At 61.5% G+C, this 25,136-nt stretch carries 23 protein-coding genes and 1 pseudogene; 13 read left to right on the top strand and 11 right to left on the bottom strand.

Features of this window, described 5'->3' with window-relative positions; all coding sequences use genetic code 11:
• Positions 1–16 precede the first annotated feature (16 nt).
• Both IPM54_44485 and IPM54_44480 read left to right on the top strand, forming a co-directional pair.
• Complete coding sequence (locus IPM54_44485) at positions 17–1,009, top strand: DUF1259 domain-containing protein (protein MBK9266828.1); 993 nt, start codon at positions 17–19, stop codon at positions 1,007–1,009.
• Positions 1,010–1,015: 6 nt separating this feature from the next.
• A pseudogene (locus tag IPM54_44480) lies at positions 1,016–1,324 on the top strand (FHA domain-containing protein).
• Positions 1,325–1,625: 301 nt separating this feature from the next.
• Here IPM54_44480 and IPM54_44475 read toward each other — a convergent pair.
• Both IPM54_44475 and IPM54_44470 read right to left on the bottom strand, forming a co-directional pair.
• Positions 1,626–2,372, bottom strand: coding sequence for a hypothetical protein (locus tag IPM54_44475; protein MBK9266827.1), 747 nt, complete (start codon positions 2,370–2,372; stop codon positions 1,626–1,628).
• Positions 2,365–4,188: a hypothetical protein gene (locus tag IPM54_44470; GenBank protein ID MBK9266826.1), complete on the bottom strand. Its 1,824-nt coding sequence runs from the start codon at positions 4,186–4,188 to the stop codon at positions 2,365–2,367. The genes IPM54_44475 and IPM54_44470 overlap by 8 nt, the downstream gene beginning before the upstream one ends.
• 843 nt (positions 4,189–5,031) lie before the next feature.
• Between IPM54_44470 and IPM54_44465 the strand changes: the two genes are divergently transcribed.
• On the top strand, positions 5,032–6,015 hold the full coding sequence (locus tag IPM54_44465) for an Rpn family recombination-promoting nuclease/putative transposase (protein MBK9266825.1): 984 nt from the start codon (positions 5,032–5,034) through the stop codon (positions 6,013–6,015).
• 45 nt (positions 6,016–6,060) lie between these two features.
• Here the strand turns inward: IPM54_44465 and IPM54_44460 are convergent, their stop codons facing one another.
• The 3 genes from IPM54_44460 to IPM54_44450 are packed head-to-tail and all read right to left on the bottom strand — an operon-like array spanning position 6,061 to position 7,662.
• A complete protein-coding gene (locus tag IPM54_44460; protein MBK9266824.1) occupies positions 6,061–6,567 on the bottom strand; it encodes a TlpA family protein disulfide reductase in 507 nt (168 codons plus the stop codon).
• 46 nt (positions 6,568–6,613) lie between these two features.
• Positions 6,614–7,327 (bottom strand): hypothetical protein, encoded by a 714-nt coding sequence (locus IPM54_44455; protein ID MBK9266823.1) that lies wholly within the window; start codon positions 7,325–7,327, stop codon positions 6,614–6,616.
• Entirely contained in the window at positions 7,324–7,662 is a 339-nt protein-coding gene (locus IPM54_44450) for a DUF4911 domain-containing protein (protein MBK9266822.1), read from the bottom strand. Before IPM54_44450 ends, IPM54_44455 begins: the two co-directional genes overlap by 4 nt.
• Positions 7,663–7,860: 198 nt before the next feature.
• Between IPM54_44450 and IPM54_44445 the strand changes: the two genes are divergently transcribed.
• Both IPM54_44445 and IPM54_44440 read left to right on the top strand, forming a co-directional pair.
• Positions 7,861–9,177: a hypothetical protein gene (locus IPM54_44445; protein ID MBK9266821.1), complete on the top strand. Its 1,317-nt coding sequence runs from the start codon at positions 7,861–7,863 to the stop codon at positions 9,175–9,177.
• Positions 9,152–9,322 (top strand): hypothetical protein, encoded by a 171-nt coding sequence (locus IPM54_44440; protein MBK9266820.1) that lies wholly within the window; start codon positions 9,152–9,154, stop codon positions 9,320–9,322. The genes IPM54_44445 and IPM54_44440 overlap by 26 nt, the downstream gene beginning before the upstream one ends.
• A gap of 8 nt (positions 9,323–9,330) precedes the next feature.
• On the opposite strand, the gene IPM54_44435 is transcribed toward IPM54_44440, so the two are convergent.
• The 3 genes from IPM54_44435 to IPM54_44425 all read right to left on the bottom strand — a co-directional run bounded on the left by IPM54_44435 (position 9,331) and on the right by IPM54_44425 (position 13,614).
• Positions 9,331–10,599: an aspartate kinase gene (locus tag IPM54_44435; protein ID MBK9266819.1), complete on the bottom strand. Its 1,269-nt coding sequence runs from the start codon at positions 10,597–10,599 to the stop codon at positions 9,331–9,333.
• Positions 10,600–10,651: 52 nt separating this feature from the next.
• Entirely contained in the window at positions 10,652–12,982 is a 2,331-nt protein-coding gene (locus tag IPM54_44430) for a hypothetical protein (GenBank protein ID MBK9266818.1), read from the bottom strand.
• Positions 12,983–13,050: 68 nt separating this feature from the next.
• Complete coding sequence (locus IPM54_44425; GenBank protein ID MBK9266817.1) at positions 13,051–13,614, bottom strand: ABC transporter substrate-binding protein; 564 nt, start codon at positions 13,612–13,614, stop codon at positions 13,051–13,053.
• Between the two features lie 263 nt (positions 13,615–13,877).
• Between IPM54_44425 and IPM54_44420 the strand changes: the two genes are divergently transcribed.
• The gene (locus IPM54_44420) at positions 13,878–14,156 is read left to right on the top strand and encodes a hypothetical protein (GenBank protein MBK9266816.1); all 279 of its coding nucleotides are present in this window, start codon (positions 13,878–13,880) and stop codon (positions 14,154–14,156) included.
• Between the two features lie 32 nt (positions 14,157–14,188).
• On the opposite strand, the gene IPM54_44415 is transcribed toward IPM54_44420, so the two are convergent.
• Complete coding sequence (locus tag IPM54_44415; protein MBK9266815.1) at positions 14,189–15,511, bottom strand: two-component sensor histidine kinase; 1,323 nt, start codon at positions 15,509–15,511, stop codon at positions 14,189–14,191.
• Between the two features lies 1 nt (position 15,512).
• On the bottom strand, positions 15,513–16,733 hold the full coding sequence (locus IPM54_44410) for a type II secretion system F family protein (GenBank protein MBK9266814.1): 1,221 nt from the start codon (positions 16,731–16,733) through the stop codon (positions 15,513–15,515).
• Positions 16,734–16,915: 182 nt separating this feature from the next.
• Here IPM54_44410 and IPM54_44405 point away from each other — a divergent pair, with 182 nt between their 5' ends.
• The 3 genes from IPM54_44405 to IPM54_44395 are packed head-to-tail and all read left to right on the top strand — an operon-like array spanning position 16,916 to position 20,443.
• The gene (locus IPM54_44405) at positions 16,916–18,037 is read left to right on the top strand and encodes a beta-lactamase family protein (protein MBK9266813.1); all 1,122 of its coding nucleotides are present in this window, start codon (positions 16,916–16,918) and stop codon (positions 18,035–18,037) included.
• Between the two features lie 19 nt (positions 18,038–18,056).
• Positions 18,057–19,901, top strand: coding sequence for an AarF/ABC1/UbiB kinase family protein (locus tag IPM54_44400; GenBank protein MBK9266812.1), 1,845 nt, complete (start codon positions 18,057–18,059; stop codon positions 19,899–19,901).
• Positions 19,902–19,909: 8 nt separating this feature from the next.
• Positions 19,910–20,443: a hypothetical protein gene (locus tag IPM54_44395; protein MBK9266811.1), complete on the top strand. Its 534-nt coding sequence runs from the start codon at positions 19,910–19,912 to the stop codon at positions 20,441–20,443.
• A 3-nt stretch (positions 20,444–20,446) separates the two neighbouring features.
• Here IPM54_44395 and IPM54_44390 read toward each other — a convergent pair whose 3' ends face one another.
• Positions 20,447–21,253 carry a M48 family metallopeptidase gene (locus IPM54_44390; GenBank protein MBK9266810.1) on the bottom strand — a complete coding sequence of 269 codons (807 nt, stop codon included), beginning with the start codon at positions 21,251–21,253 and terminating at the stop codon, positions 20,447–20,449.
• A 105-nt stretch (positions 21,254–21,358) separates the two neighbouring features.
• On the opposite strand from IPM54_44390, the gene IPM54_44385 reads away from it, so the two are divergent.
• From IPM54_44385 to IPM54_44370, 4 genes are all read left to right on the top strand, one after another.
• Entirely contained in the window at positions 21,359–22,054 is a 696-nt protein-coding gene (locus tag IPM54_44385; GenBank protein ID MBK9266809.1) for a TIGR00266 family protein, read from the top strand.
• Between the two features lie 37 nt (positions 22,055–22,091).
• Positions 22,092–22,760, top strand: coding sequence for a TIGR00266 family protein (locus IPM54_44380; protein ID MBK9266808.1), 669 nt, complete (start codon positions 22,092–22,094; stop codon positions 22,758–22,760).
• 15 nt (positions 22,761–22,775) lie between these two features.
• The gene (locus IPM54_44375; GenBank protein MBK9266807.1) at positions 22,776–23,468 is read left to right on the top strand and encodes a TIGR00266 family protein; all 693 of its coding nucleotides are present in this window, start codon (positions 22,776–22,778) and stop codon (positions 23,466–23,468) included.
• A gap of 177 nt (positions 23,469–23,645) precedes the next feature.
• Complete coding sequence (locus tag IPM54_44370) at positions 23,646–25,133, top strand: FHA domain-containing protein (GenBank protein MBK9266806.1); 1,488 nt, start codon at positions 23,646–23,648, stop codon at positions 25,131–25,133.
• The last annotated feature ends 3 nt before the right edge of the window (positions 25,134–25,136 follow it).

Here is a 25,136-nt window from a genome sequence, read left to right as displayed (position 1 = left end):
GCGGGAGTTGAACGTCATGAGCATTCGTCTGGGATGGGTTGTAGGATTCGCTTTGATTTTCGCGTCTGCATGCGATCGAGGTGCGCCTTCGCCTTCTCCGGAAGCTCCCTTGCAAGCACGCCCTTCTGCGGTGGCAGCACCAAGCGCGAGTGCCTCTGCGCAGGCATCAACGACGCTGGATCCGGCCGCCGTTGGATCAGCCACGGGGCTCGAGCCGGAAGTCACGGAAGGCATCGTTCGCGTCTCCGTCCCTCGGAATGACGTGAAGGTCGATGTCGATGGATGGACGATGCCGCCTTTCATGGGCCTTACGTCCTGGGCTGGTTTTACGCCGGGAAAACTGCCGGGCATCGAGGCCATGGTCATGGGCGATCTCGTGCTATTCGAGGACGAAGTGAGCGACGCGATGAGCGCGGCACTTGCTGGAGGGCTCAAGGTCACCGCATTGCATAATCACTTCTTTTTCGACAAACCCAAGGTATTTTTCATGCATATCGAGGGTGAAGGGAGCGTGGCGACGCTGGGCAAGGCCCTAAAGGAGACGCTCGAAGCATTCAGGGCGGTTCGCGCCAAATCTGCCGAACCACGTACTGGATTTGGTAAAACACCGCTGCCGGCGAAAAGTGCGATCGATGGCGCAAAGATAGAATCGGTTTTCGGTATCAAGGGCGCAGCGAAAGACGGGATGTACAAAATCACGATTGGCAGGCCCGCGACGACGGCTGCATGCGGATGTGAAATTGGAAAGATGATGGGCGTCAATACGTGGGCTGCTTTCGCCGGCACAAGCGATGATGCGGTCGTCGACGGTGATTTCGCGGTGACCGAGGACGAGCTTCAGCCGGTACTGAAATCGCTGCGTGGCGACGGGATCCACGTCGTTGCGATTCATCATCACATGGTCGGCGAGCGGCCTCGAATTCTGTTCCTGCATTATTGGGGCCGCGGGCCTGCTGCCAATCTTGCGGCGAGCGTAAAAAAGGCGCTTGGTTTGACGAAAGCTGGATGAAAATCCCTGGGACGCTGGCTCGGAGAAAATGCCGACGATGCGCAGTTTTTCGCGCGCGTACGAGCGGCAGCCTCGCAATGGGAGGCGAGCGGAGAGCCGATCACAATCGGCCGCAGCGAAACGCGCGAGGCGTCACGCACGGACGAGGGCGCTGTCCGTCATCTTGCGCTGCGCTTTCCGTCTTTGGGCGTTTCGAGATTGCACGCGCGGCTCGTGCGTAAGGGTGACGAATGGTTTCTCGAAGATCTGAACTCGAAAAATGGCTGCTGTATCAATGGCGAGCGCGTGACGCGTGCGCCCATTCAGGACGGGGATTTCATCGAAATAGGTTCGGTCATTTTACGATATCGCGCCGCCTTGCCCGCATCACCCGGCTTCGACGGCGATTTCGACAGCGCGATGAACCCCCCCGAGGTCATCGGATTCTCGAGCCTTGTGCCTAACATTGCCGCAGACCTCGATACGCTCGGTCGTATCGCACGTTTGCCTGTTTCGACATTGTTGCTGGGCGAGACGGGCGTAGGCAAGGAGGTTCTCGCACATGCGATGCACGTGCGGGGAATTGTCAGACGTCGCGCTGAGCGCTTTCCCGTCTGGCCGAATGCGCGAGAAGACTTTACGACGAGGACTGCGCCGCGCCTTGACGCCAGAGGGCCGTCCCATCCTGCGCGTAAATGACAACGTCGCCCTCGTCCTCGACGACGAGGTAGCTTCCAGCGTTGCCCGATGTGCCAGTCGACCAAACAACCGCGGCCCCACCATAAACGACAAGATTGCCGTCGCCTTGCATGACGCACGTCGTCACCGATTTTCCTGCGGTCCCAGAAGACCACAGAACGCTTTGCGGAGCGCTGCCCGTTGCGAGCTTGTACAGCACCAGGTTGCCATCGGATTGCAGGACGAATTGGTAGAGCCCATTGGCCGAATAAATGGACTGGTTCGGACCCAGCGCTTGGTTGGGACCCATCGTATCCGTCCAAGATCGACCGCCGGTGACGATTACATTGGACACGAGCGAATAAAGGTCCGTATTGTAACCACCGGACGCGTTGTACACCATGACCACCGTATCGCCGAGCGAGTAGCTCGGCGCATAAGCAATGGCCGGATAATGACCGTCGCACACATAAACGTTCGTGAGGAGCCATTGCAGCTCGCCGCTCGAGGAAAACGTCCCTGTGGCCGCGTAGATCTTGCCGTCGTTGTCGTAGGTGAGCAGAATGCGACCGTTGCCGAGATACGCGAGGTGCGGGTGGGAGCCTTTTTGCATGAGCGGGAACGGCCCAGGCTGCCAAGTGATTGACGACTTGTCGCTGGAAAAAGTGCCCAGGTTGTACCAAATGTACCCTTTCTCGTTATGCACCTCGAGGATCGTGTTGCCAGTGCTGTTGCGGGTGATCGTGGGATAGTCGCCTGACACCGTAGCGGGCGGATTTCCGGCGCTGTAGTTTACCACCGTCCAGTCCGAGCAGCTCACGCTCGAACCCGAGAAGGTGCCGATGTTGTACGCCATGTTGTTGTTGCCGGGCGCATAGATGACGATCATCTCGAATGTTTTGGTTCTCATTCGGATTCGCGGCGATCGTCGGCCAGCTACCGCTGTCGTATTTCTTTCCGCTGTTCGCATTCGGCCAATTCACGGTGCCGCTGGTGCTTGCGAGCGTTCCGCAGTTGGCTCGCAGCTCGGAGATATTCGCATCGACACTCAAGAGCGATGAATAGCTGAAGCTGGACACGACGATGCCATCGTCACGCACGGCAACGCTCGGGGCATTGCCCTGGTCGTATTGCGTCGCCTTTCCGCTGTTCATCCAGAATGAAGTGGACGGCTGAATGCCGCGCCCGGTCGTCATCGGCATGGCTTTGCAAATGGCTTCGGCCAGGGGGGAAACGACGTAATAGAGTTGGCGCGTCGCCTGTGTGTAGAGGTTCATGTTCTCGACGATGTCGAACACGGCCTGTGCAAACCCGCTATTGACGCTGCCTTTCTCGGAGGACGTGAGCCAAGCCGTGCTGGCGGGTGCGGGGAGCGTGTTCGGGCCGGCGGTGCATTGTGCCGATGCCATGACGGCGTTGCCGCCGGGTCCGTAAATGATCGACGTCAGGACGTAAACTTCCTCGTCGTCCGGCGCATTGCTCGTAAACTGGGAATTCGAGAAAAGCTTGACCGTGGCGAAGGTCAGCGGCAGGGCTCCGAGCGGCCATGATTGCTCGGGCATGTTGATCACGTACGGCTGATTGTACATGACATACCATTCTCTGCTCGCGAACATGACTTGATTCGATGGGTACGTGCCGAAGTAGACACCCGCTTGGTATGGCGTGGTCACGCCTCGCATCACCGAAGAGGTGGCGTCTTTGGTCGCGCCATACCAGGCGGCTTGCACGTTCGACGCCTGGAGGCAGGGTACCTGGTTGCGAGGGGCGGAGCGTGGAGAAACGCAGGATGAAATGCGCACGAGCGCGTGAGCAACGACGCCCATTAAATTGAGCCGTCCACCGTCGTCCGCTTCGGCGAGGATATATTCGTAGAACTTGATCGTGAGGGTGCACGCGAGACCTATGTCGGCGATGACGTCCAGGCCCGGGACCGCCTCGACAGACAGCTCGGCCGCCTTGAGCGCCTTTTTCACGATGTCCGCAAAAGCCCCGACATTGTCACCGAAGTAGAGAGCCGTGCTCGCGGTGCTCGCGGTCGTCCCCGCCCAGTCGATGCTGAAGCTGTGCTGCATCAGCAGCGCTACCGATTGCGTGGCACTGATCGGGCAAAGCACGTACGTATAGCTCAGGTCGGCCCTGTCGTCGCCCGCGTTGTTGCGAATATGATAAGCAGACGCCTTTACAGTCATGATCTGCACGGTGCCGCCACCCTGGACTTGAGTCGCCCAATCGTTGAGGCTGCTCACGATTGGCGCATAGGTCTTGTCACCCCCGGCCACCTCCGCGATGAAATTGGCGAAGCTCACAATGCTGGTGACGATGTCCGCGCTTGGTACCTCCGTCGTAGGACCGCTTATTTGGGGCTTCGTCAGGGCATACTCGGAGCCTTGACTCACGAAATAGATTCCATTGACCTTGTTCTTGTTGTACGAGCCCCACCCGCGGCTGCCGGGCGGCTGAAAGGGAACATACAGCTTTGCAAGGGCGTTCAAATCGAGATTCATTGTGGGCGTGGTCATGCTGCAATGCTTTCTGTGGTCCCGATGTATGCGTCTCCGCGCGATATCGTTATGCCGCGCGTCGATTTCGAGCTCGGGCCGCTCGATTCCAATCGTAAGACAATCAGGGTGTCTTGGTCGCGTCAAGTGATTTCAGCACCTGCAGCTCGCCCAAAGGTCACGATTTTATCCACCTGCAGCAAAATTGCTCGGGTGCATATTCTTCCTTGGACGTTTCAGTGGTCGGTGCGTGGATGAATGGACCATTATTCACTCGTTCGACACGAGCCCCCGGTGCCGCCACTCGCGCCCCCAGCCCGGCCTCCCGCCATGTCGGGCGGGGGCGCGCCCCGGCCCCGGGCGGGGGGGGGGGGGGCCGGGCGGGGCGGGGCGTGCGGGCGGGGCGCGGGCGGCGGCGCCGGCCCGGGAAACGAACGAGAGCACATGCCACCGTTTTCCCGCGACCTCCGCGAACGAGAATTGCGCAGGCATACCCGCATACTCCTCCACAGCGCGCTGCCAGAAGAGCCGTGCTTTCGTTGACCCTGAACACGCCCCACCCCCCCCCCCCCCCCCCCCCCCACCCCCCCCCGCCCCCCCCCCCCCCCCCCCCCCCCCCCCCCCCCCCCCCCCCCCCCAACCCAAGGGGCCCCCCCCCCCCCCCCCAAAAGGCCCGGGCCCCCCCCCCCCCCCCCCCCCCCCCCCCCCCCCCCCCCCCCCCCCCCCCCCCCCCCCCCCCCCCCCCCCCCCCCCCCGGTTCGCAATTCTGTTGTCGAGTCCGTCCGTTCGTGTAAAACCTGCCCGATGGCCCGGGCAAACTCTCCGCGTGTTCGTCGTCGTGAACGAGGCAGTACGCACGATGCAATGTTCCGTCGTACGTTTTCCGTGCCAAAACATGCGGCATCGGCGCTCAAAACGATGCTGCCCGAAGACTTGGTCAAACGCATCAAGTGGGACAAACTACGCTCGAAGTCGGGGAGTTTCTCGGACGCGAAATTGACCAATCGTTATTCGGATGTGCTATTCGAGGTAGAGATCGACGACGATTTGGCGTTTATTTACGTTTTGTACGAGCACAAGAGCGAGCCCGAGAAATGGACGCTTTTGCAACTGCTCGAATACATGGTCCGGATCTGGCGTGCGTATCTGCGAGAACGAGGCGGCAAGAAAGTCGATCGATTGCCGATCATTTTGCCCGTGGTGTTGCATCATGGGCAAGCAGGCTGGACGGCTGCGCGTCGGTTCATCGAATACTTCGGGTCGCTCGAAGCGTCACTTCGTCCGTACGTGCCAAACTTCGCGATCTTGCTGGACGACGTGGGGAAAGTGAATCCCGACGACTTGCTTGCCCGACCGCTCACTGCGGAGGCCAAAGTGGTGCTCTTGTGTTTGCTGCTAGGGCGAACGCCAGAGCGGTTGTTCGAGGAGCTTCCGAAGTGGCACGAGCCGCTTTCCGAGGTGTGGAGGGAACAAGACGGGGCGCTTGTGTTTTCGGCAGTCATCGTGTATATGAACCAAGTTGCTCGCATTCCTGAAGAGGAAATCACGATGGCCCTGCAGCACTCTTTGAAGCTCACCCCCGCGGAGGAGATTTTTTTTGCCGACGAGGTCTTGCGCCAGCGTGCCTTGCGCAAAGGGCTGCGTGAAGGGAGGCGTGAAGGGAGGCGTGAAGGACAGCAGGAGCTGCTGCTGAAGTTGCTGCGGCAACGGTTTGGTGAGTTGCCAACGGAGGCCACGGCGACCATTCAGGCGGCAACGTTGGCGGAGCTCGAGGACATGGGACTGCGTGTCTTGAATGCCGCGACGCTCGAGGACGTGCTGGGCAAACCGGCGCAAAAGCGAAAGTAGGCGCTCGTCCGTCGTTTTGCTGCGGCACGAGCAGAGCCGCTCCAATCACGGCGGCGTTTTTCCTCGCCGAAGCGCATTCAATGCAGCGTCGATCGTATCGTTCGACACGAGCCCCCGGTGCCGCCATACCTCGCGCCCAAGCTGATCCAATATGACGACCGTCGGCACTTCGCGTATATCCTTGAATGGCCCGTCGCCTCGAATCGTTGCATCGTCCGCCATTGCAACGGGATAGGGCGGCGCCACCACCTTCGTGAATGCCTCCACGAGCACCTTATTTTGCGGCGGCTCGAGCACGATGACGCCCGCATTGATGCGCGGCACGTGCTTTTTCACGACCGTCGACAAAAATCGCGCTTGAGCGTGCGAATGAAGGTCGTTTGTCGTGATGAACCCGAGGACGCTGTATCGACCCGCAAGCGTCTTCGTCGATAACTCTTTTCCGTCGAGCGTCGAATAAGAAAAATGCACCATCGCTCCCGTGGGCGCAGGTGCTTTCGGCGTTTCGGGCAAAGGCTCGTCAGCTACCGGCGTACACGCAACGTGGGTCATTGCGACGCTGAATGCAAACGTAAAAAAAATCCTCGGTGCCATCCGATTACACCGTGCCATCGATCGCTTCGACATCCGTATCGAATAAATCCGCAAATTCACGTAAGGAACCCGGCAGCTCCGACTTGCGCCGCCGGTGAGCCAAAATCGCATGCGCAAGCTCCTCCACAATCGGCGGCAATGGCGTTGTTTCCAATGTTACACCGTCAACGACATCACCACATCGAGGAGCATGTGCATCCGCTAACAAACTGTCGTGCCGCGCCCAAAAAATACCTTCGTCAGGAATGTAACGACACCAGAGCACGCGTACGAATTGTAGATAAACTGGCTGAATGAGCGCCACCACACGTGCTCCGCCCGATGTCATCCCCGCAAGCGCTCGCGCCATACGTGTCTCGACACGCTCGGCATTCGTTTCCATGGCCATCGCCATTTCCATACGCGCCCGTCTGTCCGGATCGGCTTCAACACCAAGTAACGGCGCATACAGCGCAAGGAGTGGAACGGAAAGGCTCGGGCCATCTTCGGCGAGCGCGTCGAGCCAAGCTTCTCGCGCGTCGGGAGCAAGACCTGCGTAAAGGTCGGCGGCGGCGAGCGCTGCGTCGGCATCGCTGGCAAGCGCGCCCAGCCATTCCCGCCATGCTGCGAGCATCCGAGGTTCGAGTGCTGAACGGTCGGTCGTCTCTTGCGCAGCAGCACGCGATTCGACCAACTGCAAGACAGCGCGTCCTTGCGGAGGCTCATGCGAGTCGCTCATTCGGGCTCCTTCGCGACGGCATCGATACGTGCACCGATCTCGACGACGAGATCCTCGAGCAGTTCATCCAACGCGGCGGCTCGATCGGGGGGCGCGGCGATGACAAGCGCGCCGCCTCGTTCGGCGAATACGAGGCCGAGGCCTTCGCTCGCTTCGAGGATGCCTTTGACATAGACGACGTCGGGTGGGCGCACGTCCACGCGGCGTGCGTACAGGCCTGCGGATGCCGTGGCGATGGGCAAGGCGCGCTTGGAACGAGCGGTGCCTTTGGAGCGGGTGTCGGAAGCGGCCAAGGGGACGGGTGCGGGCGGGCGTCCCGTGTCGGGGGCGGGCATCGGACTGATCAAGTAAGCACTGCCTGGAGGGGAGATCCAGGGTCGTACGAACGGAAGTCGTGGCGTTTCTGGATTGCGGCGTGAAACCTTGGCCATCTCGACGTCGCACCGTTCGTGCTCGCGAAAGCAAAAGCGCTAGATTCCGCGGCGATGTCCCACGCTGGCGCACCGAGATCGTTCGCGACGAGAAGAGCAACCTTGCTGTCGAAACAGCTCGCGGGCGACGTGGGTCGACCGGATCGCGACGAGGATGACGAGGATCTCGACCTTCCAGCGTTCGACGTGGGCGACGACGACGCCGAAGGTGAAGCGGGCACCGACAAGTTCGAGGATGACTTGCCCGCACTTCGCGACGATGGCGGCGATCCGTTCGACGATGCGAATGCGGCGGACTTGGACATCGGCGTCCACATCGACGACGACGACGCGCGGGACACGAGCGCAGACGCGAGTGGCGATGCGGTGGATGTTGGTTCGCTCGATGAAGACTTCGCGCAATTCGACAACGACGCGTCGGCGCTCGACGAGGAACGCGGGACCGATGGGTTTGTCGAGGACGACGAGCTTGGTGCGTTCGACGGCGAAGCGAGCGCTGCGGATGACGGCGGTTTCGAAGGGACGGGCGAAGACGCGGCGAACGACATCGATGAAAGCGCGCTGCCGGAGCTCGACGAGAGCGAGCACGATCATGCGGACGAAACGCTAGGCGACGTTCTTTTGGAAGAAGCGGCGCGTGCGCAGTTGCCGTCGTGGGCCGCGAGCAGGTTTGTCCCGCTGGAAGGGGCGGGGGCATCGGTGCCGTGTGCGTCCGTGTCCGTCGTTGGTGGTCGCGTCTTTGCTGCGGGCGATGTGGTGCTGACGGTCGACGAAGGAGCGCATGCGGCGCGAACCGTGGGGCTCGAGGCGCCCTGTTTGGCGATTGCTGCAACCGAAGAAATGGCCGCGATCGCGACGGTGCGTGGAGGACTGCTCGTCAGTCGTGACGGCTGCGCGTCGGCCGCATCCGTCGCTGGTTTCCGTTCGTCGAAAGGGCCGTTGGGTTTGGCATGTACGCCCGGGCGAGTGTGGCTTCTCCACGATGGAGCTCTCTGGTCGATGGCGGGTGGCGACAACGCGCTCGTGCGCGTGCGGGAAAGCGGCGTGCGCGCGATTGCCGCGACAAACGGATCGCTGCTCGCGCTTTCGTCGCGATCCGATGGGGTATTCGTGGAGAGGTTTCGTGGTGACGACGAGGCTTGGCAATCGACGGCGCTACCGTTGGACGTCGCGAAGTTTGTCACAGCGGAACATCGGCCGATGCTGGTGGCGACGGCGGAAGGGAAAGCGAGTTGCTATCGCGTCGCCGCGAGGGCTCTACGCATCGAACGACGGAGCACTTTCGTTCGTGCGGATCGAAGTGCCAGGAGCATCCGCAGCTTGTTTTGCGGGCGACGGCGAAGCGGCGGACTTGATGGTCGTCACGACGTCAGCCGACGATACGCTGGCGCACTTGATACGCGTCACGGACGAGGGTGAGGCTTCGCGGCTTGCCGAAATCCGCGGCACGCTGGACGGCGGATCCTTTGGCGATGTCTCCGTTGCGTGGGATGCGTCGCGCGAGCTCGTCTGGATCGGCTCGCGTCACGGGCTCGTTGCGCTGGGCCCAGCGCGCAAACACTGAGCGAATCGTTACGCTTCGACGAACGCGCGATGCAGCGCGCGTTGCGCTTCGGACAGCGCGTCCTTCGCGATCACGGATCCAAGGCGCAGCGGCGTTGCCGTGAAGGTGAGGGGAGTCGTGTTCACCACGCGCAGCGTCGAAATGAATCGCTCGAGCGGCTCGGTGGTCGCTGCGAGCCCATCGCCCACGACACTCACGACGGCCGCATCTTCCGTGAGCTCGAGCGACGGTTCTGCATCGAGGAGACGCTGCTTGGCGGCGCGCCAATCGGGCACGTTGAGCAGCGACACGACGAACGAGATGCCTCGTTCGTCGACGGAAACGTCTTTCAGCGGGACGTTTGCTTCTCTTGCCACACGAAGCAATCCGTCGAGTTTGCTCGCGTTGCTCAATCGGCCGAGCACCACGTTGTTTTCGCCCACGACCGCGCGCGCACGCAGATCCGTGCGTGGCGCGAATTTTCGCACGACGGTTTGTCTTGGTGAATCATCTTCGCTGTCGAACGTAGATCGCGCGTAGATCGCGATGTTCGCTCGTCGTGCCCACTCGACGGCCTGCGCGCAGAGCACCTTCGCACCGCATTCGGCCATCTCTTGCAGCATCGCGTGATCGAGCTCGGGCAAGTGTTTCGCATCCGGAACGACGCGCGGATCGGCCGAATAAACCCCGTCGACATCGCTGTAGATCTCGCAGCGTTCGGCTTCGAGCGCCGCGGCGAGCGCGACGGCAGTCGTATCCGAGCCACCGCGGCCGAGCGTCGTGATCTCGCGCCGGTAACTCATGCCCTGATAACCCGCGATGATGACGATGCGACCGCGTGCAAGCTCGTCCTCGATGCGGTGAGGCCTGACCTCGATGATGCGTGCATCGAAATGCCTGTCGTTCGTGAGGATGCCCGACTGGGATCCCGTGAACGAAATGGCGTCCTCGCCGAGCGCTTGGATGGCAATCGACAAGAGGGCCATCGAGACGCGTTCGCCCGTCGATAGAAGCATGTCGAGCTCGCGGCGGGGCGGATCGGACGTGTCTCCTGCTCGAGAGGCGACTTCTTTTGCGAGCGAAAGAAGACCATCGGTCGTTTTTCCCATCGCGCTCACGACGACGACGACATCGTTGCCGGCGCGTTTCGTCGCCACGACGCGACGCGCGACGCGCATGAGTTTGTCGACGTCGGCGACCGAAGAGCCGCCGTACTTCTGCACGATGATCGAACGCGGTTTGCCCGAAGAAACTGCGTTTTGCACGAGACACCTCGACGGCGAATGGACGCCTTGCAGCGTTCTTTCGTCCGCTAGCACGACCCGTCTTGGTGGGCCAAACCCGTAGCGTTCACGGGAGTGTTTCGGCGCTCATCTGTTCGTAAAGCTCGGCTTCTGAAGCACGACCTTCGGCACGCGCCGTAGCTGCAAGGCGCAAGAGCACATGCTGACGAATCGGCCAGAATTCTTGCACGATCTCCGGCGTGCCGTCTTCGATGCGTGTCGACACGAGCGCAAGCAAGTCCATGTCGCGACCGAGGCGACCAAGTGCTGCGGCGAGTCGACGTGCGATCTCGTGGTCGTCCGGGTTGCCTCGAAGTCGTTCCGTCAACTGGTCGACGAGCGCTTCGTCGTCCTCGTCGTGCGCCTGGGTTTCACCTGACGAAACCGGCTCGGATGGTGGAACCGGTGTCGGACTGCGACGCGTGTGCGCACGCGGTTCCTCGTCGTCTTCGTGTTCGTGCGGGCGCGTGTCCTCGCGTTGCGGCATCAAGGGAACGGCGCGACCAAGCTCCGTCGACACGCGACGAAACGCTACGTTGACGGCTCGATCTCGCGGGCGCAGTCGAAGCGCTACGCCCAGATGTCGCTGCGCAGCTCGTAGATCACCGCGCGCGTTTTCTTCGACGTCGGCTGCTTCGACGAGCATTGCAGCCAGGGCAGCGGCGCGATCCGTGTCCTGTGGGAACGCCGCTTCGATCGCTTCGCGTAGGCGCGCGAATGCGAGAGACGCGCCTGCAAGGTCCCCGAGCTCTGCACGCCATCGTCCTTCGAGCAGCCGTGCTTCGGGCGTGAGGGTTTGTCCTGGCAGAATCGTGCGCACCCGAGCGATCGCGGCGGGCCTGTCCGATGCATGTTCGACGAGGCCTCGTGCGAGCTCGATCTCGACTTCCGGCAGGGTTTGTCCTTTTCTACTCAGGATCGCCGATGCACGCGCGAGCAAGTCGAGCGATCGTCGCCCATCTCCGGCCGCTCGAAGCGCCCGCGCAAGCCCGAGCGAGGCTGCGGCGCTTTCGGGGGCGTATCTGAGCGCGCGTTCGAAGAGCGAGCGTGCTTCGGGCACGTATCCACGATGAAAAAAGGCTTCCGCTGCACGCATCCACACGCGGTATCGAGCTTCGGGGCCGCGAGCCGCTGCTTCGAGGTGCTCGGCGTCCGCGCGTGCACCCGTGCCATCGCCCAGATCGAGGCGAGCGGTGAGGCGCATCCAGCGCGCTTCTTCGAGCGCTGGTGAGCGCACGATGGCTTGATCGATCGCATCGAGGCGCTGTTTCGTATCCGTCGCGAGTTTGGCGACCTCGAGCCATGCAAGCGCAGCGAGCGGTGCGAAGGGCTCGTTGTGCGCTGCGCTCGAAAACGCCGCGATCGCCCCATCGTCGTCGCCGATCGCCGCGAGCAATCTTCCGCCAAGCAGGCCTGCATCCACGGCTGGCATTGCGTCGACGAGCGTCGAGAGTGCCGCTTCGGTTCGCGCTTCGGCGATCGCATCGATCCACGCGATGCGCGTCGTGATTTCCGGATGTCGCGGAGCTCGTTCCAGCGCCAGGAGATACCGCCTGCGCGCTTCGTCGAGATTGCCCGCGACCGCAGCGTCGTCGGCATCCAGTGCGATGTCGGCTTGCTCGATCGCGCGGATGGCTTCTGCGGGCAGCGCCGCTGGCGCTCCTGTGACGGCGATCTGCAGAGACAAACGATCTGCATCGGCCGAAACGGCGTCCCATCGAGTTCCCTCGACAGCGGGGGCCCGAGCGCCTGCTGCTGGTAGGACGTGACGAACCACGGCTGCGACGATGTCATGAAGAACGACCGCGCTGCCCACGACACGCCCGAGCGGCCTGCAAGCTTCCGCGAGTGCCCGCACTGCAAGCACGTGGGGCGGTGCCCCGAGATTCACGCCGCGAGCGCGTTCTGGCACGAGGCGAACGTCACGATCCGTCGGCACGACGACGACGTCGAAAGCGAGTGCTGCGCTTCCCAGACGCAAGCCCACGCTCGCGCCCCACGGTGACGACACGAACCCCACGTCGGGCGCGGCTTCACCCAGAATGCCGCGCAGGCGTGGTGCGACAAACCCTGCAAGGTCGTGCAAACCCATCGACAAGGCGAGCTGTGTCAGCGCGCCTCGCTTGTGCCGCAGACGCGTGACGCCGCCCGATAGGTCGACGGGAAAGCGCACGTTTGGCAGCGCGAGAGCGAGTTTGTCCACCAGAACCGGGCCCAAAGCGAACGGCTGATCCAGCTCGATCGACAGCATCCCGCGGTTGACCGAAAGCAGCAGGCTTGGCTTGTCCTTGGGGCGTGGCGGAGCCTCCGCGCGTTCATTCGGCGCAGCTCGAGGCGCACGAAGATCCACGCGTCCGAAGTGGCGAGCACGCCCTCCTGGACCGAGACCGACAGCCATGTGGGTGGGCAGCGTACCAACGCTTGGGCTGGGCTGCGAATTCAGTGCGTAATTAACCAGCCCCGCGCTCAGACATCGCCCTTGGCGATCTTGTCCTTCATCTTCTTGATGAGCGTTGGGAACCCGTCTTTTCTGATGATCTTCGTGAACTGCGAGCGATAACTCGAAATCAGGCTCACGCCGTCCGTCGTGATGTCCTGAATGCGCCACTTGCCGTCCTTCTGCGCAAGCTTGTAGGTGATTTCGATGGGCTCGGCGCGTTTGTCCGTCTTGGAGACCGCCTTCGTTTTCACGATGATGTGTGAATTTTTCTCGGTTTCGCCGATGTATTCGATGTTGTAGTTGAGCGTCTTCTTGATGTTGCGCTCGTACGACCGGCGAACGAGCTGCTTGAGCAGGTCGCTGAACTGAGCTTTTTCGGCATCCGTGCGAGCAGCCCATTCGGTGCCGAGTGACGCTTCGGCCATCGTTTGGTAGTCGAGGACTTCGTCGAGTGTGGCCGAGACTTTCGCGTCGGTTCCCGACTTGGACAGGAGCTCGACGAGCTGAGTCTGCTTGGTCTTTACTTCATCCGTTGCGGGTCCTGCCCAAGCGAACTGAGCGCTTGCGAGCGCAAGGCCCAAAGAGAACATCACTGCGGGAACAAAGTGCGTTCTTTTCACGATCGACTCCTCTTCGATTCAATGTTGGGGCTGCCGCTAGAAACAGTGGTTGGAACCTCTGCATGACCACGGAAGTCCGCACAAGCAAGGTTTCAGATGACAGACGTGCCTCATGCGAACGAACATTCGACGAGAACCTGCTCGAAGTATTGCTAGAGGCACCGAAGGCCGAGCAAGACGCGTAAATTTGCGCCTTATTCAACATCGGCTCGACGTGTAGCAAGATGACCGCCATGGGCAGACGAGGACTCGCGATAACCGGCGTCATCGGAGCAGTCCTGTGTTTCTCCCTCGGGTGGTTCGCCTCGCGCTCCGTCGATGCTCCGAAGCGTGAACCGGCGTCCACGCCTTCGAGTGAACCCGTATCGGTCGACGCATATGACAGCAGTGTCGTGGATCCACTGCTTCTGATCGACCCATCGAAGGTCATGCTCTTGCCCGACGCGTCCCTGACGATTGAACCGCCGGCGCCGCCGCTCGTTCCTGGGCAAACCAACGATCGCCGCGACTAAGATGGTGTCGGGACCTTACCCCCCATCCCGGGTTAGGGGGTGAGGTGCGCGACCGCATTCGCGAGCGCGACGCTCGACGGTGGAATGTGCACCGCGAATGTCGTGCCATTCGTCTCGTTGCTGTCGACGGTCACTTCGAAACCATGGTCGTCGACAATGCGTTTAACGACGGCAAGGCCAATTCCCATGCCCTTCGAGCGCGTCGTGAAGAACGCATCGAAAAGTCGCTCGCGGGCTTCCGGATCGATTCCGACGCCACGATCGTTCACCTCGAACGTCACGCCCGTCGTGTCGTTTTTCGACCATCGCAAGGTCACTACCGAACCCGCCGAGCTTGCTTGGATCGCGTTACGTACCAAATTCCAAACCACCTGCCGCATTTGCGCCATGTCGGCGACGATGTGCACGTCGCTCGGCCCTTCGCATCGCACGATCACGTCACCGCCACGACCGGATGTCGCTGCAAGCTTTGCGACGTCACGCATGATCGCCGACAGGTCCATGGGCTGTTTCGTCGGGCTGCGAGGTCGGGCGAGATCCATCATGTCGCCAACGAGATGATTCATTCGTGAAGTTTCTCGTTCGATGATGCTGCAAAGCTCGCGATCCTCCGCGGCGAGGTTGGGACCCGTGCGAAGCAATTCGATCGATGCGACGATCGAGCCGAGCGGATTGCGAATTTCGTGCGCCAAACCGGCTGCAAGTCGCCCGAGCGCTGCGAGCCGTTCCGCTTCTTCGGCACGGGCATTCGCCGCTACGAGCCGTACGTCTGCTTCACGCAATCGTTCGGCCAGGTAGCTCGCAAGCAGCGTCACCGCCGTCATCGCCAGCAGATTGAGCACGAGCGGAAACGCAGCTTCGTTCCATCGCGTGACGTACGCACCAACCGGCTGATCCGGCGGAGGGCTCAAGTAGCCGTAGATGAACGCGCAGCTCAAGAGCACGTACGAGGACGCGCCAGAGAACAATGCGAGCAGTGCCCCTCGCATGCCGAGCAGCACGGCACCCGTCAGGCACGTCAGGCCGTATAGCGACGTCGCACCGCTCGCAACGCCGCCCGAGATGTACACGATCGCCGACCAAACCACGTGATCGACGATCATCTGCACGATCGCGACCACCTCGAGGCCGCGGCCGATGCGCAAAGCCGCCGCATAAAGCCCCGTGAGGCCGTATGCCGTCGCCACCGTGAGCAAGGCAAACTTGCTCGAATATGCGTGGGTCGCGAAATCGCCGAGATAAATCGTCGTCGTGACGATGAGCACCAACGTCAGAACGAGCAGTCGCACGCCCGTGAGCCAAGCAAAACGGACCGCGAACGTGCTCTCCGCACCTACGCGGAGACCGAGTTGCATGTCACTCGCCCTTGATGTTGCCTGCGAGACTGAAGATCGGAAGATACATGGCCATCAGCACGACGCCGACGACCGCACCGACGACGACCATCATGAATGGTTCGAGCAGTGAAGTGAGAGCAGCGATCGCGACGTCCACTTCTTCTTCGTAGAAATCGGCGACCTTGTTGAGCATCGCGTCGAGGGCACCCGTTTGTTCACCAACGGCCACCATTTGCACGACGATCGGCGGGAAGATGTTCGCCTCCGTCAACGGCTCGGCCATGTTCTTCCCTTCGGAAATCTTCATGCGCGTATAAATGAGGCCCTCCTCGATGATCATGTTGCCCGCCGTCTTCGCGACGATGTCGAGCGCATCGAGGATCGGAACACCAGAGCTCAGCAGCGTGCCCAGCGTGCGGGTGAAACGAGCAACGGCGATCTTCTGAAGCACGGGACCCATCACCGGGAGCTTCAGCATGAGTCGGTGCATCGCACGTTTGCCCTTGGGCGTTCGATAGATGCGAACGGTCGCGTACGCGATGGCAAGCGAGCCGCCGATCGTGAACGGCAACGTGCTCACGAATCCGCGCGAGATCGCGATGACGACCTTCGTCAGCCCAGGCAGCGCGTCTTTCGCACCAAACTCGGCAAACATCCCTTCGAACGCTGGAATCACGAACGTCATGAGCACGAAGATGACGATCGCCAAGATCACCATGACGGCCGTGGGGTACGTCATCGCGCCCTTCACTTGCCGCGCCAACTTCGCTCGCTTCTCGATGTAAACCGCGAGCCTGTTCATGATCGTGTCGAGGATGCCGCCCGCTTCCCCTGCTTGAACGAGGTTCGTGAACAGCTCGTCGAAGATCGCAGGGTGCCGCCTCAGCGCGTCGCTGAACGTCGACCCTTGCTCGACGGTGTTCTTGATGTCCCGAAGAGCAAGCTTGAACGCAGGGTTCGGCTCTTGGTTCGCCAAGATGTCGAGGCACTGCACGAGCGGCAGACCGGCGTCGATCATCGTCGCGAATTGTCGCGTGAACTTGACGATGTCCTGAGTGCTGACGCCGCTGCCGAACTGGATGCTCTTGAAGTCGAAACCCTTCTTCTTGGGGCCGACTCGGATCGGAGTGAGCTGTTGGCCGCGAAGCCAGGTCTGCACAGCACCCTCGTTCTCCGCTTCTCTCTCACCCTTGCGGATCTCTCCAGATCGCGCTCGGGCTTCATACGCAAACACCGCCATACGCGTGCCCCAATTCTCCTGATGTCGCAGAATACGAGCGTCAAAGGCCGCGGGTCAAAGACGTGGCGTGTTCATGTTGGCAAGCGCTGCACAAGGCTCGTCTCTCCCCGAAGTTCCACTTCCGTTGACGCGCAGGCCGGCTTCTGGTCCATCGCAGTGCCGTGAGTTCGCTCTCCCCCACCGTGGATCTCACTCGTGCAGCCGATATCGTCGTGATCGATCATCGTGCCGCCCCTTGCGCCGTCGTCGCGGCAGCTCTTCGCACGGGTGAGCACTTCACGTGCGGCATCGGCGTCTCCGGCGTGCTTTTCGCCGATGCAGACACGCCCCGAGCAGAGCGCGACACTCCATTCGATCTCGCATCGCTCACCAAGCCCATCACGGCGCTCACCATGGCCCGTTTGATACGTGGTGGTCTTCTATCGCGAGCCGAAACGCTTGCAGACGTGCTGCCCGAATTGTCCGGGACAGGCTCGGCGCGCGTATCGATGGATCTCCTTGCGGCACACCGCGCAGGCCTCGATGGGCATGGAGCTCTCTACACGCCGCTCGTGCAAGGCGCAGACTCAATCGATCGCCGCGAAGCACTGCTGCTTGCGGCCGACATGCGTCACGCCCCGTGGACCGAATCGTCCCACGTCGAAGGGTTTGTCCCGGTATACAGCGACCTCGGCTACCTGCTCCTCGGCGCAGCGCTCGAAGCACGCGCGCAAAAGGATCTCGACGAGGTCATGGCCGACGACGTTTTCGACCCTCTCGGCATAGGAATCGGGTCCGCGCGGATGCTCCGTCGTCGCGATCCTGCATTCGACACGCGCGTCGCTCCGACCGAGTTCGTTCCCTTTCGCGGAGGCCTCGTGCGAGGCGCCGTGCACGATGAAAACGCGTGGGCGTTTGCAAAAGACGCAACGTGTGGGCACGCCGGGCTCTTCGGTACGGCCATGGACGTCGTGCGACTGGGTGTCGCGGTGCTCGATGCGCTCGAGGGTCGACGTCCCGAGTGGCTTGCTCCGGACGACGTGGAACCGCTCGTGCGCCCGCGGCCCGGCGGATCCTTGCTTGCTGGATTCGATGCACGAAGCGGTGAAGAATCAAGCTCCGGAGCGCGCCTTGGGCCGCGAACGTTCGGTCATCTGGGTTTTACCGGGACCAGCATTTGGATCGACCCCGATGCCGAGTTTGTCGGCGTGCTCTTGTCGAATCGCGTGCATCCAACGCGCACGTCCCTCGCCATCAAGCGAGCCCGACCGGCTGCGTACGATGCCATGTTCGACGCCATGACGACATTGGGCGACCGATCCTGATTCGGAGTACACTGCCGACGTGTCTCGAGACGCCCCGTCCGTTCCGGCAGAGTCGAGCTCGTCTCCGTCGCGTGCGAAGAAAAAGGCGCTCGCGAAGAAGAAGGGGCCTTCGACGTCCACGAACTCGAACGGCTCGACTTCGCTACCGCAGAAAGCTGCGTCCGGCCCAAGGCAGAAGTCCGAGGTGCCCCAGAAGCGGCCGTCTCGGCGCAAGCAAGTTCGTCAAAGCTACAGGTTTGTCCGAGCGTACTACACGACCTTCGTCGTTCTCTTCAGCTACCTTTGGTTTTTCTTTCTCGCACGGTGGTTCGGTGACGCCTGGATGCAGCCGCGTATGGCGGATCTGCACGCGCGCAACGCGCGTCGCGTGCTCGGGACCATCGTCGAGCTTCAAGGTTTGTTCATCAAAGTCGGGCAGCTACTCAGCATCATGGCGAACTTCCTGCCCGCCCAATTTCGTAATGGTCTCGAAGCGTTGCAGGACCGAGTTCCGCCCGGCCCTTATGCGGAAATCGCCGAACGCATCGAGGCCGAGCTCGGCAAACCCATCGACCAGTTGTTCACGCGTTTTTGCGAAGAGCCCATCGCGAGCGCTTCGCTGGGACAAGTCCACGAAGCGTGGCTGCTCGATGGCACGCATGTCGCCGTCAAGGTTCAGCACCGCAACATCGACGAGATCGTTCGGCTCGATTTGCTCACCATTCGCCGGATCATGGCGATCGTCAGCGTGTTTGTCCCGGTACATGGGCTCGATGCGTATTACCACCAGATCCGCTCGATGATCGCCGAGGAGCTCGACTTTCAGCGCGAGGCGAAGAACATCACACGCATCGCGGACAATTTCCTTCGAGATCCAACGGTCATGTTTCCGCGTCCGGTCGGGGGCTACTGCACGCGGCGCGTGATGACGACGAACTTCGTGGCCGGCGTCAAAATTGGGGACATCGCGGCGCTCGATGCACGCGGCGTCGATCGCAAGAAGCTCGCACGCAAGGTCGTGCAAGTGTTCTGTCAGCAGATCTTCATCGACGGCGTCTACCACGCCGATCCGCATCCCGGAAACATGCTCGTGGCCGACGGTGGTCAGCTCGTGCTGCTCGACTTCGGTGCAGTTGCAGAGCTGTCACCGCAGATGCGCGAGGGGATTCCGGAATTCCTCGAAGGTGTCATTCGTCGCGACACCGATCAGCTCATCAAGGCCATGCGCAAGATGGGCTTTCTTTCGCGGTCGGATGCTCCCGACGTGAGCGAGAAGGTCATCGAGTTTTTCCACCAGCGTTTTCAGGAAGAGGTCAAACTCGACAGCTTCAACTTGAAGGACATCAAGCTCGATCCGCAGAAGGGCATCGAGAGCTTGATCGACCTGCGCAAGATGAACATCGGCCTGAAGGAGCTATCCGGGGCGTTTCACATTCCGCGCGATTGGGTGCTGCTCGAGCGCACGATCTTGCTGTTGACGGGCCTGTGCACGCAGCTCGATCCGGAGCTTTCGCCGATGGAGGTGATTCGTCCGTACTTGCAGGACTTCGTGCTTGGCAATCGCGACTGGGCGCAGATCGCGGTCGAGAGCGCGAAGGACATGGCGCTGAAGGCGCTGACGATTCCGGACGATCTGCGCAAGTATTTGCATCGAGCGAACCGAGGCGAGGCGGAGATTCGCGTGCGGGGGCTTTCGCATGCGGCCGGGCTCGTTTACGCCGGCATGCGGCAGCTCATTTACGCAGCCATTGGAATTGCCGCTGGATTTGCAGCACTTCAGCTACAACTGGCCGGACAAACGCAACTCGCTCGGTATTGTCTCTACGGTGCTGGAGCTGCGGGTGTGCTGCTATTTGGTAGCATGCTCGTTACGCGTTCGAAGTAAGTTCATCCATGACAAACCCGACGAAATCCGATCTACGCGACAAACTCGAAGCAGAAGTTCGAGCGGCCGAAGCAGAGGTCAAACGGATCCGCGAGGAGCGAGCGGAGCGCGCGGAAGCGGCCGATCGCGACGTTTCGGAAGAAGAACGAGCGGTGCGCAAGGGGCTGAGCGCGGCTTTGTCGAAGGCGCGCAACCGGCTGGAGGATGCCCAAGCGGCGCTCGAACGCTTCGACAAGAGCGGCAAGGAGCATGCGGTCGTCGCGCAGGGAAATCGCGCTGCGGGATCGGTTGCCGTGCGCATTCCACCGGGCAGCTCGCACGAGCAGCGTTTGCAGATCATCGAAGATGCGCTCGCGGAACCGCTCGCAGAGGCGGCAGCCGAGCTGGGTGTCGTGCTTGCGGCGACTCCGTCGAAGTTTGCCCGAGAACGTTCGGGCCGCGATGCCGAAGGGCGCACGGTGCTCGACGTGGAAGGTGTCGTGGAAGGCGACGTGCTCGTGCCGGCGATTCGGCAAGCTCGCAAGCCTGGACGGCGTCGGTAGGTTCTACTTCTTCATCTGCTCCCGGATCGCTTTCGCGCGTTCCTTGCTGTCGGGGTGCGTCGAGAGAAACTGCGGGACGGGTTGCGTTTCGAGGCTCTCGAGAAAGCGCGCCAAACCTTCCGGGTCTTCCTTTCGCCTCGCAAGAACGTCCACGCCGAATGCATCGGCTTCTTCCTCCATCGATCGGCTGTAGCTCAGCGTGTCGAGCTGCGAGGCGCCTGCGATGAGCGTGGCGGTGATGTCGTTCAAGTCTCCGGTGACGAACACGATGACGAGTCCAAAAACGCCGTTGCGCACGAGCGATCGAACTCCATGACGCCTCACGGCATGTCCGATCTCGTGTGCGAGTACGCCGCGTAGCTGCGCGTCGTCGTTCTTGGTGCGTTCGAGCAGGCCGGTCAGGACAAACACTTCACCGCCGGGAAGGGCGAATGCGTTGACTTGTTCGTCTTTCAAAACCGTGACACGAGGCGCGACGAGGATGCGTTTTTCTTCTTCGGTGAGCGCGCTGCGCAGTTCTTCGAAGATGCGATCGACGCGTGCTTTTTCTTCTGCCGTGGGTTCGCCGCCCATCGAGTGCTGAGCGCGCATCGCTTCGCCGGCGGTTTTTCCGATCGTCGCGTCGACGTCCGGTGGAAGTTGCGAAACGATGCCGTTTGCGGCGCATCCTGCACATCCGCGCGCTCCAAGAATGAGCAGCACGATGGCAAGCAGGATGACTCCGAACTCGCCAGCGATTCGAGCGGGGCTATGCCCGAAACCCTGCGTGGGTGGCGGTGTGGGTGCACTTCGCACTTCCTCTCCAGACATGAGTCGGTTATAGCCTGCCCGCCTTTCGGTTGCTCGCGGGGGCGGATCGCTGAAAAGCGCGCTCTGTAGTTCGTGCCTCCTCTGGGACGAAGGGGAAGGGTTTCGATGCAACACATCATCAAGTACGAGCCCACGTTCTCGATGCTTCAGGTGAACCTGGCACCGGGCGAAGTGCTCATCGCGGAAGCTGGTTCCATGGTCGCCCGTTCGAGCAGCCTCGGAATGGAGGTCAAGCTCAACGCGGGGAAAAATGCCGGATTTTTCGGCAAAATGAAGACGTTCTTCATTGCCCTCATTCGCAAAATCGTTGGTGGTGAAACGTTTTTCGTGAACCACTTCTCCAGCCCGCAAGGTGGCTGGCTGTGGCTTGCGCCATCTCTTTCGGGGGGCATCAAGCCGATTACGCTCAACGGAAATTCGATGATTTTCAGCGCTGGAGCGTTTCTCGCGAGCGCTGGCGACATCGACCTGAAGATGCGCTGGGGCGGCTTGCGAGCGCTTCTTGCCAAGGAAGGCGCGTTCTTCGTCGAAGCATCTGGCACGGGGCAGGTGTTCGTGACGAGCTACGGGGCGATCGAAGAGATCTACTGCAACGGCAGCTATGTGGTGGACAACGGTCACATCGTTGGTTTCGAGCCTCAGTTGAACTTCAACATCAAGAGCGGTGGAGGTGGACTGCTCGGATTCCTCGCGTCTGGCGAAGGGATCGTGTGCGAGTTCCAGGGGCAGGGGCGCATTCTCATTCAAACGCGCAACACCGGTGCGCTCGTCGATTGGCTCACGCCGATGTTGCCGCCCTGAGGCGCGGACAAACCCAACAACCACAGGGAAGAAAGCCATGCAAACCAACCTTCTCTACAAGCCTTCTCAGACGCTCGCTCAGTGCTGGCTTGCGCCCGGTGAATCCGTCGTTGCGGAAAGCGGCGCGATGGTCGGCATGTCGACCAACGTGCAGATGCAGACGCAATCCGGCGGCTTCATGAAGGGTTTGAAGCGCCTCTTCGGCGGCGAGTCGTTTTTCCGGAACACCTTCACGGCCCAAGGTGGGCAAGGTGAAGTTCTTTTTGCCACGCCACTTTGCGGAGACATGGCGGTGCTCGAAGCCGGTCACAAGCAGTGGTGCATTCAGAACAGCGCGTACGTCGCGTCGAGTCCCACGGTGGACGTGAAGACCAAGACCGGCGGATTCAAGGGCATGTTCTCGGGTGCCGGCCTGTTTGTCCTGGAAACATCGGGCCAAGGCCAAGTCATCATCGGCACCTTCGGCGCGCTCGAGCCGGTGCAAGTCGACGGCAGCATGGTGATCGATACCGGGCACCTCGCGGCTTGGGAGTCGACGCTTCAGTACAAGGTCGGCAAGAGCGGCGCGGGCTGGATCGCGTCATTTCTTTCGGGCGAGGGTCTCGTGTGCCACTTCCAAGGCCAGGGCACCGTGTACTTGCAGTCCCGCAACGCGGCCGAATACGGCGCCACGATCGGCGCGATGTTGCCTCCGCGCAGAAACTGAACCGAGGAGACCGACATGCGACAAGAGATCAAACACAACCCCGACTTCGGTGCGGTTCAGGTCGTTTTCGATCAACCTGGCGAGCAGCTCGTCACGGAAAGCGGTGCGATGGTCGCGCGAGACGCGGGCATCGACATGAAGACGAGCCTCCAGGGAGGCATCGGTGGCGCGCTCAAGCGAAAATTGCTTGGTGGTGAAAGCTTGTTTCAGAACACCTTCACGGCTACGCAGCCTGGACAAACCATGTGGTTTGCTCCGGCGCCGGAAGGTGCGATCGTGTGCGTGACGATGCAGCCGGGCATGGAGCTGTTCGTCCAGTCCGGTGCGTACCTCGCGTCCACGCCCGGCGTCACCCTCGACACGAAGTGGCAAGGAGCGAAAGGGTTTTTCTCGGGAGGACTCTTTCTTTTGCGTGCATACGGTCAGGGGTATCTCTGGTTTGCCTGTTATGGCGGCGCTCACACGATCGACATTGGGCAGCAGTACCACGGCTACATTTGCGACAACACGCACATGGTCGCGTTTACCCAGGGACTGCAGTACCAAATCAACAAAGTGGGCGGCCTGAAGAGCCTGTTTCTCGGCGGCGAAGGCCTCGTTTGCCAGTTCCAGGGCCAAGGTCGCTTGTGGCTGCAAACGCGCAATCCGGGCTCGCTCGCCTCGTTCCTCCATCCGTTTCGCCGGGTCGAAGCCAAGTCTTCCGGCTGAGCTCACGCGCACACGCGACGCGCATGTCCTCCGTGCGCATCACGACGTTCACCAAGTGCCTTCCGCTTTCGGGTCACATCATTCGTTTCGAGACTGCAAACTGGACGTTGCGTTCGAAAGCGATCCGCCGGTAGAGTACCCCCTATCCGACGAGCCACGTCTCGCGGCTACCCGTCTATGTGGAAATTAACGATCGAGGACGACGAGGGGAAACAGACAGCGCTCCCTCTCGCCCACGATGAATACGGCCTCGGACGCGGCGACGAAAACTCGATTCGCCTGACGGACCGCAACGTTTCTCGCAAGCATGCCAGGCTCGCGAAGAACGGCGAGGCTTGGATCATCCGGGATGTAAACAGCTACAACGGCACGTACGTCAATGGCGTTCGGGTCGTTGGAGAGCAGCCGGTCAACGCCGGCGACATCATCCAGCTTGGTGACTACCGCCTCGAGCTGGTCGACGAATCGAAGGTCGTACCCGTTGCGGATCCGTCGGCGCAAGCAGCGCTGACGCAGGTCCCCGTTCATCAGCGCCCCAATCGACTCGTCGTGGTTGTCGGTCCAAACCCAGGCACCGAATACCCGCTCGATCGCGAACACTTCACGATAGGTCGCGCTGAAGAAGCGACCATCTCCGTCAACCACAGCTCGGTCAGTCGCCTCCATGCAGAGCTCATCGCGCTCGGCAACGGTCGATTCGAGATCATCGACAAGGGCAGCGCCAACGGCATTCGCATCAACGGCGTCGAGCTGAAGCGCGGCATCCTCGAAGCAGGCGACGCGCTCGAGCTCGGTGACGTGCGTTTGCGCTTCGTTGGTGCAGGCAAGATCTTCCGCGCCGGCATGGGCCTCGGTGTCGACGGTCAAGGCGTTCGTCCGATGGGCGGCTTCGACAACCTCGCCGCCGCCGCGCCGCCGCAAAAGACCGGCCTCGGCATGGGCAAACTCCTGGCGATCGGTGCTGTCGTTGCCGTGCTCGTCATCGCGCTCGTCGTCGCACTCACTCGACCGCCGAAGACCACCACCGTTGGGCCGACGCAAGCCGCCGAAATGAACCCGGTTGAGGCGCACATCCTGGCGGAAGCGAAGAAGCTCGTCGAAGAGAAGGACTTCGAGCGAGCGCACACGAAGCTTCAAGCCATCAACGACAACTCGCCGACGCGTGAGTCGCCCGAGTTCAAAGAGATCGAGTCCAAGTGGGCGGACTGGATGTTCAGCAAGGCCGAACAGCAGGATGCCACCGAGAAAAAACGGACTTTGCAGCAGATTGCATCCACGCCGAGCGTCAGTGCCGAACAGCGCAAGAAAGCAGTGGACATGTTGACCGCCATGGGCGTCGCTGCAGAGCCGCCGCCACCACCTCCGCCTCCGCCGAATCCTGGTGGCGGTGGGTTTGTCCCGTCGAGCTCGGGCAATTCGGGGTCGTCGAACACGACCGCGACGGCGAAGACGAGCGAACCCACGACGACGACAGGACCCACGGCTCCTCCACCTCCAGGGCAGCTCGATGAAGCCGCGTTGCGCCGGGGGATCGAGGGCAAAGTGTGGTCGGGTCGAGCGAGCGAGCAGGAGATCAAGCTGCTCATCGCCATCTGCAAGCATCAGCGCGACATGGCTTGTCGCGATCGCGCCGTCGCCATGCTCAAGCAGAAGCAAGGCGGTTGAATC

Source organism: Polyangiaceae bacterium, from assembly GCA_016715885.1.
Taxonomy (GTDB): domain Bacteria; phylum Myxococcota_A; class Polyangia; order Polyangiales; family Polyangiaceae; genus Polyangium.
The sequence above is the reverse complement of the archived record's forward strand: the minus strand, read 5'-3'. Positions and strand labels throughout refer to the sequence as shown.

Bases quoted from the DNA above. Each gene is read 5' to 3' on its own strand.
- IPM54_44485 (MBK9266828.1), top strand. From the start codon at position 17: ATGAGCATTCGTCTGGGATGGGTTGTAGGATTCGCTTTGATTTTCGCG.
- IPM54_44470 (MBK9266826.1), bottom strand. From the start codon at position 4,188: ATGACCACGCCCACAATGAATCTCGATTTGAACGCCCTTGCAAAGCTG.
- IPM54_44465 (MBK9266825.1), top strand. From the start codon at position 5,032: ATGTTCCGTCGTACGTTTTCCGTGCCAAAACATGCGGCATCGGCGCTC.
- IPM54_44460 (MBK9266824.1), bottom strand. From the start codon at position 6,567: ATGACCCACGTTGCGTGTACGCCGGTAGCTGACGAGCCTTTGCCCGAA.
- IPM54_44455 (MBK9266823.1), bottom strand. From the start codon at position 7,327: ATGAGCGACTCGCATGAGCCTCCGCAAGGACGCGCTGTCTTGCAGTTG.
- IPM54_44450 (MBK9266822.1), bottom strand. From the start codon at position 7,662: ATGCCCGCCCCCGACACGGGACGCCCGCCCGCACCCGTCCCCTTGGCC.
- IPM54_44430 (MBK9266818.1), bottom strand. From the start codon at position 12,982: ATGGCTGTCGGTCTCGGTCCAGGAGGGCGTGCTCGCCACTTCGGACGC.
- IPM54_44425 (MBK9266817.1), bottom strand. From the start codon at position 13,614: ATGTTCTCTTTGGGCCTTGCGCTCGCAAGCGCTCAGTTCGCTTGGGCA.
- IPM54_44420 (MBK9266816.1), top strand. From the start codon at position 13,878: ATGGGCAGACGAGGACTCGCGATAACCGGCGTCATCGGAGCAGTCCTG.
- IPM54_44415 (MBK9266815.1), bottom strand. From the start codon at position 15,511: ATGCAACTCGGTCTCCGCGTAGGTGCGGAGAGCACGTTCGCGGTCCGT.
- IPM54_44410 (MBK9266814.1), bottom strand. From the start codon at position 16,733: ATGGCGGTGTTTGCGTATGAAGCCCGAGCGCGATCTGGAGAGATCCGC.
- IPM54_44395 (MBK9266811.1), top strand. From the start codon at position 19,910: ATGACAAACCCGACGAAATCCGATCTACGCGACAAACTCGAAGCAGAA.
- IPM54_44390 (MBK9266810.1), bottom strand. From the start codon at position 21,253: ATGTCTGGAGAGGAAGTGCGAAGTGCACCCACACCGCCACCCACGCAG.
- IPM54_44385 (MBK9266809.1), top strand. From the start codon at position 21,359: ATGCAACACATCATCAAGTACGAGCCCACGTTCTCGATGCTTCAGGTG.
- IPM54_44380 (MBK9266808.1), top strand. From the start codon at position 22,092: ATGCAAACCAACCTTCTCTACAAGCCTTCTCAGACGCTCGCTCAGTGC.
- IPM54_44375 (MBK9266807.1), top strand. From the start codon at position 22,776: ATGCGACAAGAGATCAAACACAACCCCGACTTCGGTGCGGTTCAGGTC.
- IPM54_44370 (MBK9266806.1), top strand. From the start codon at position 23,646: ATGTGGAAATTAACGATCGAGGACGACGAGGGGAAACAGACAGCGCTC.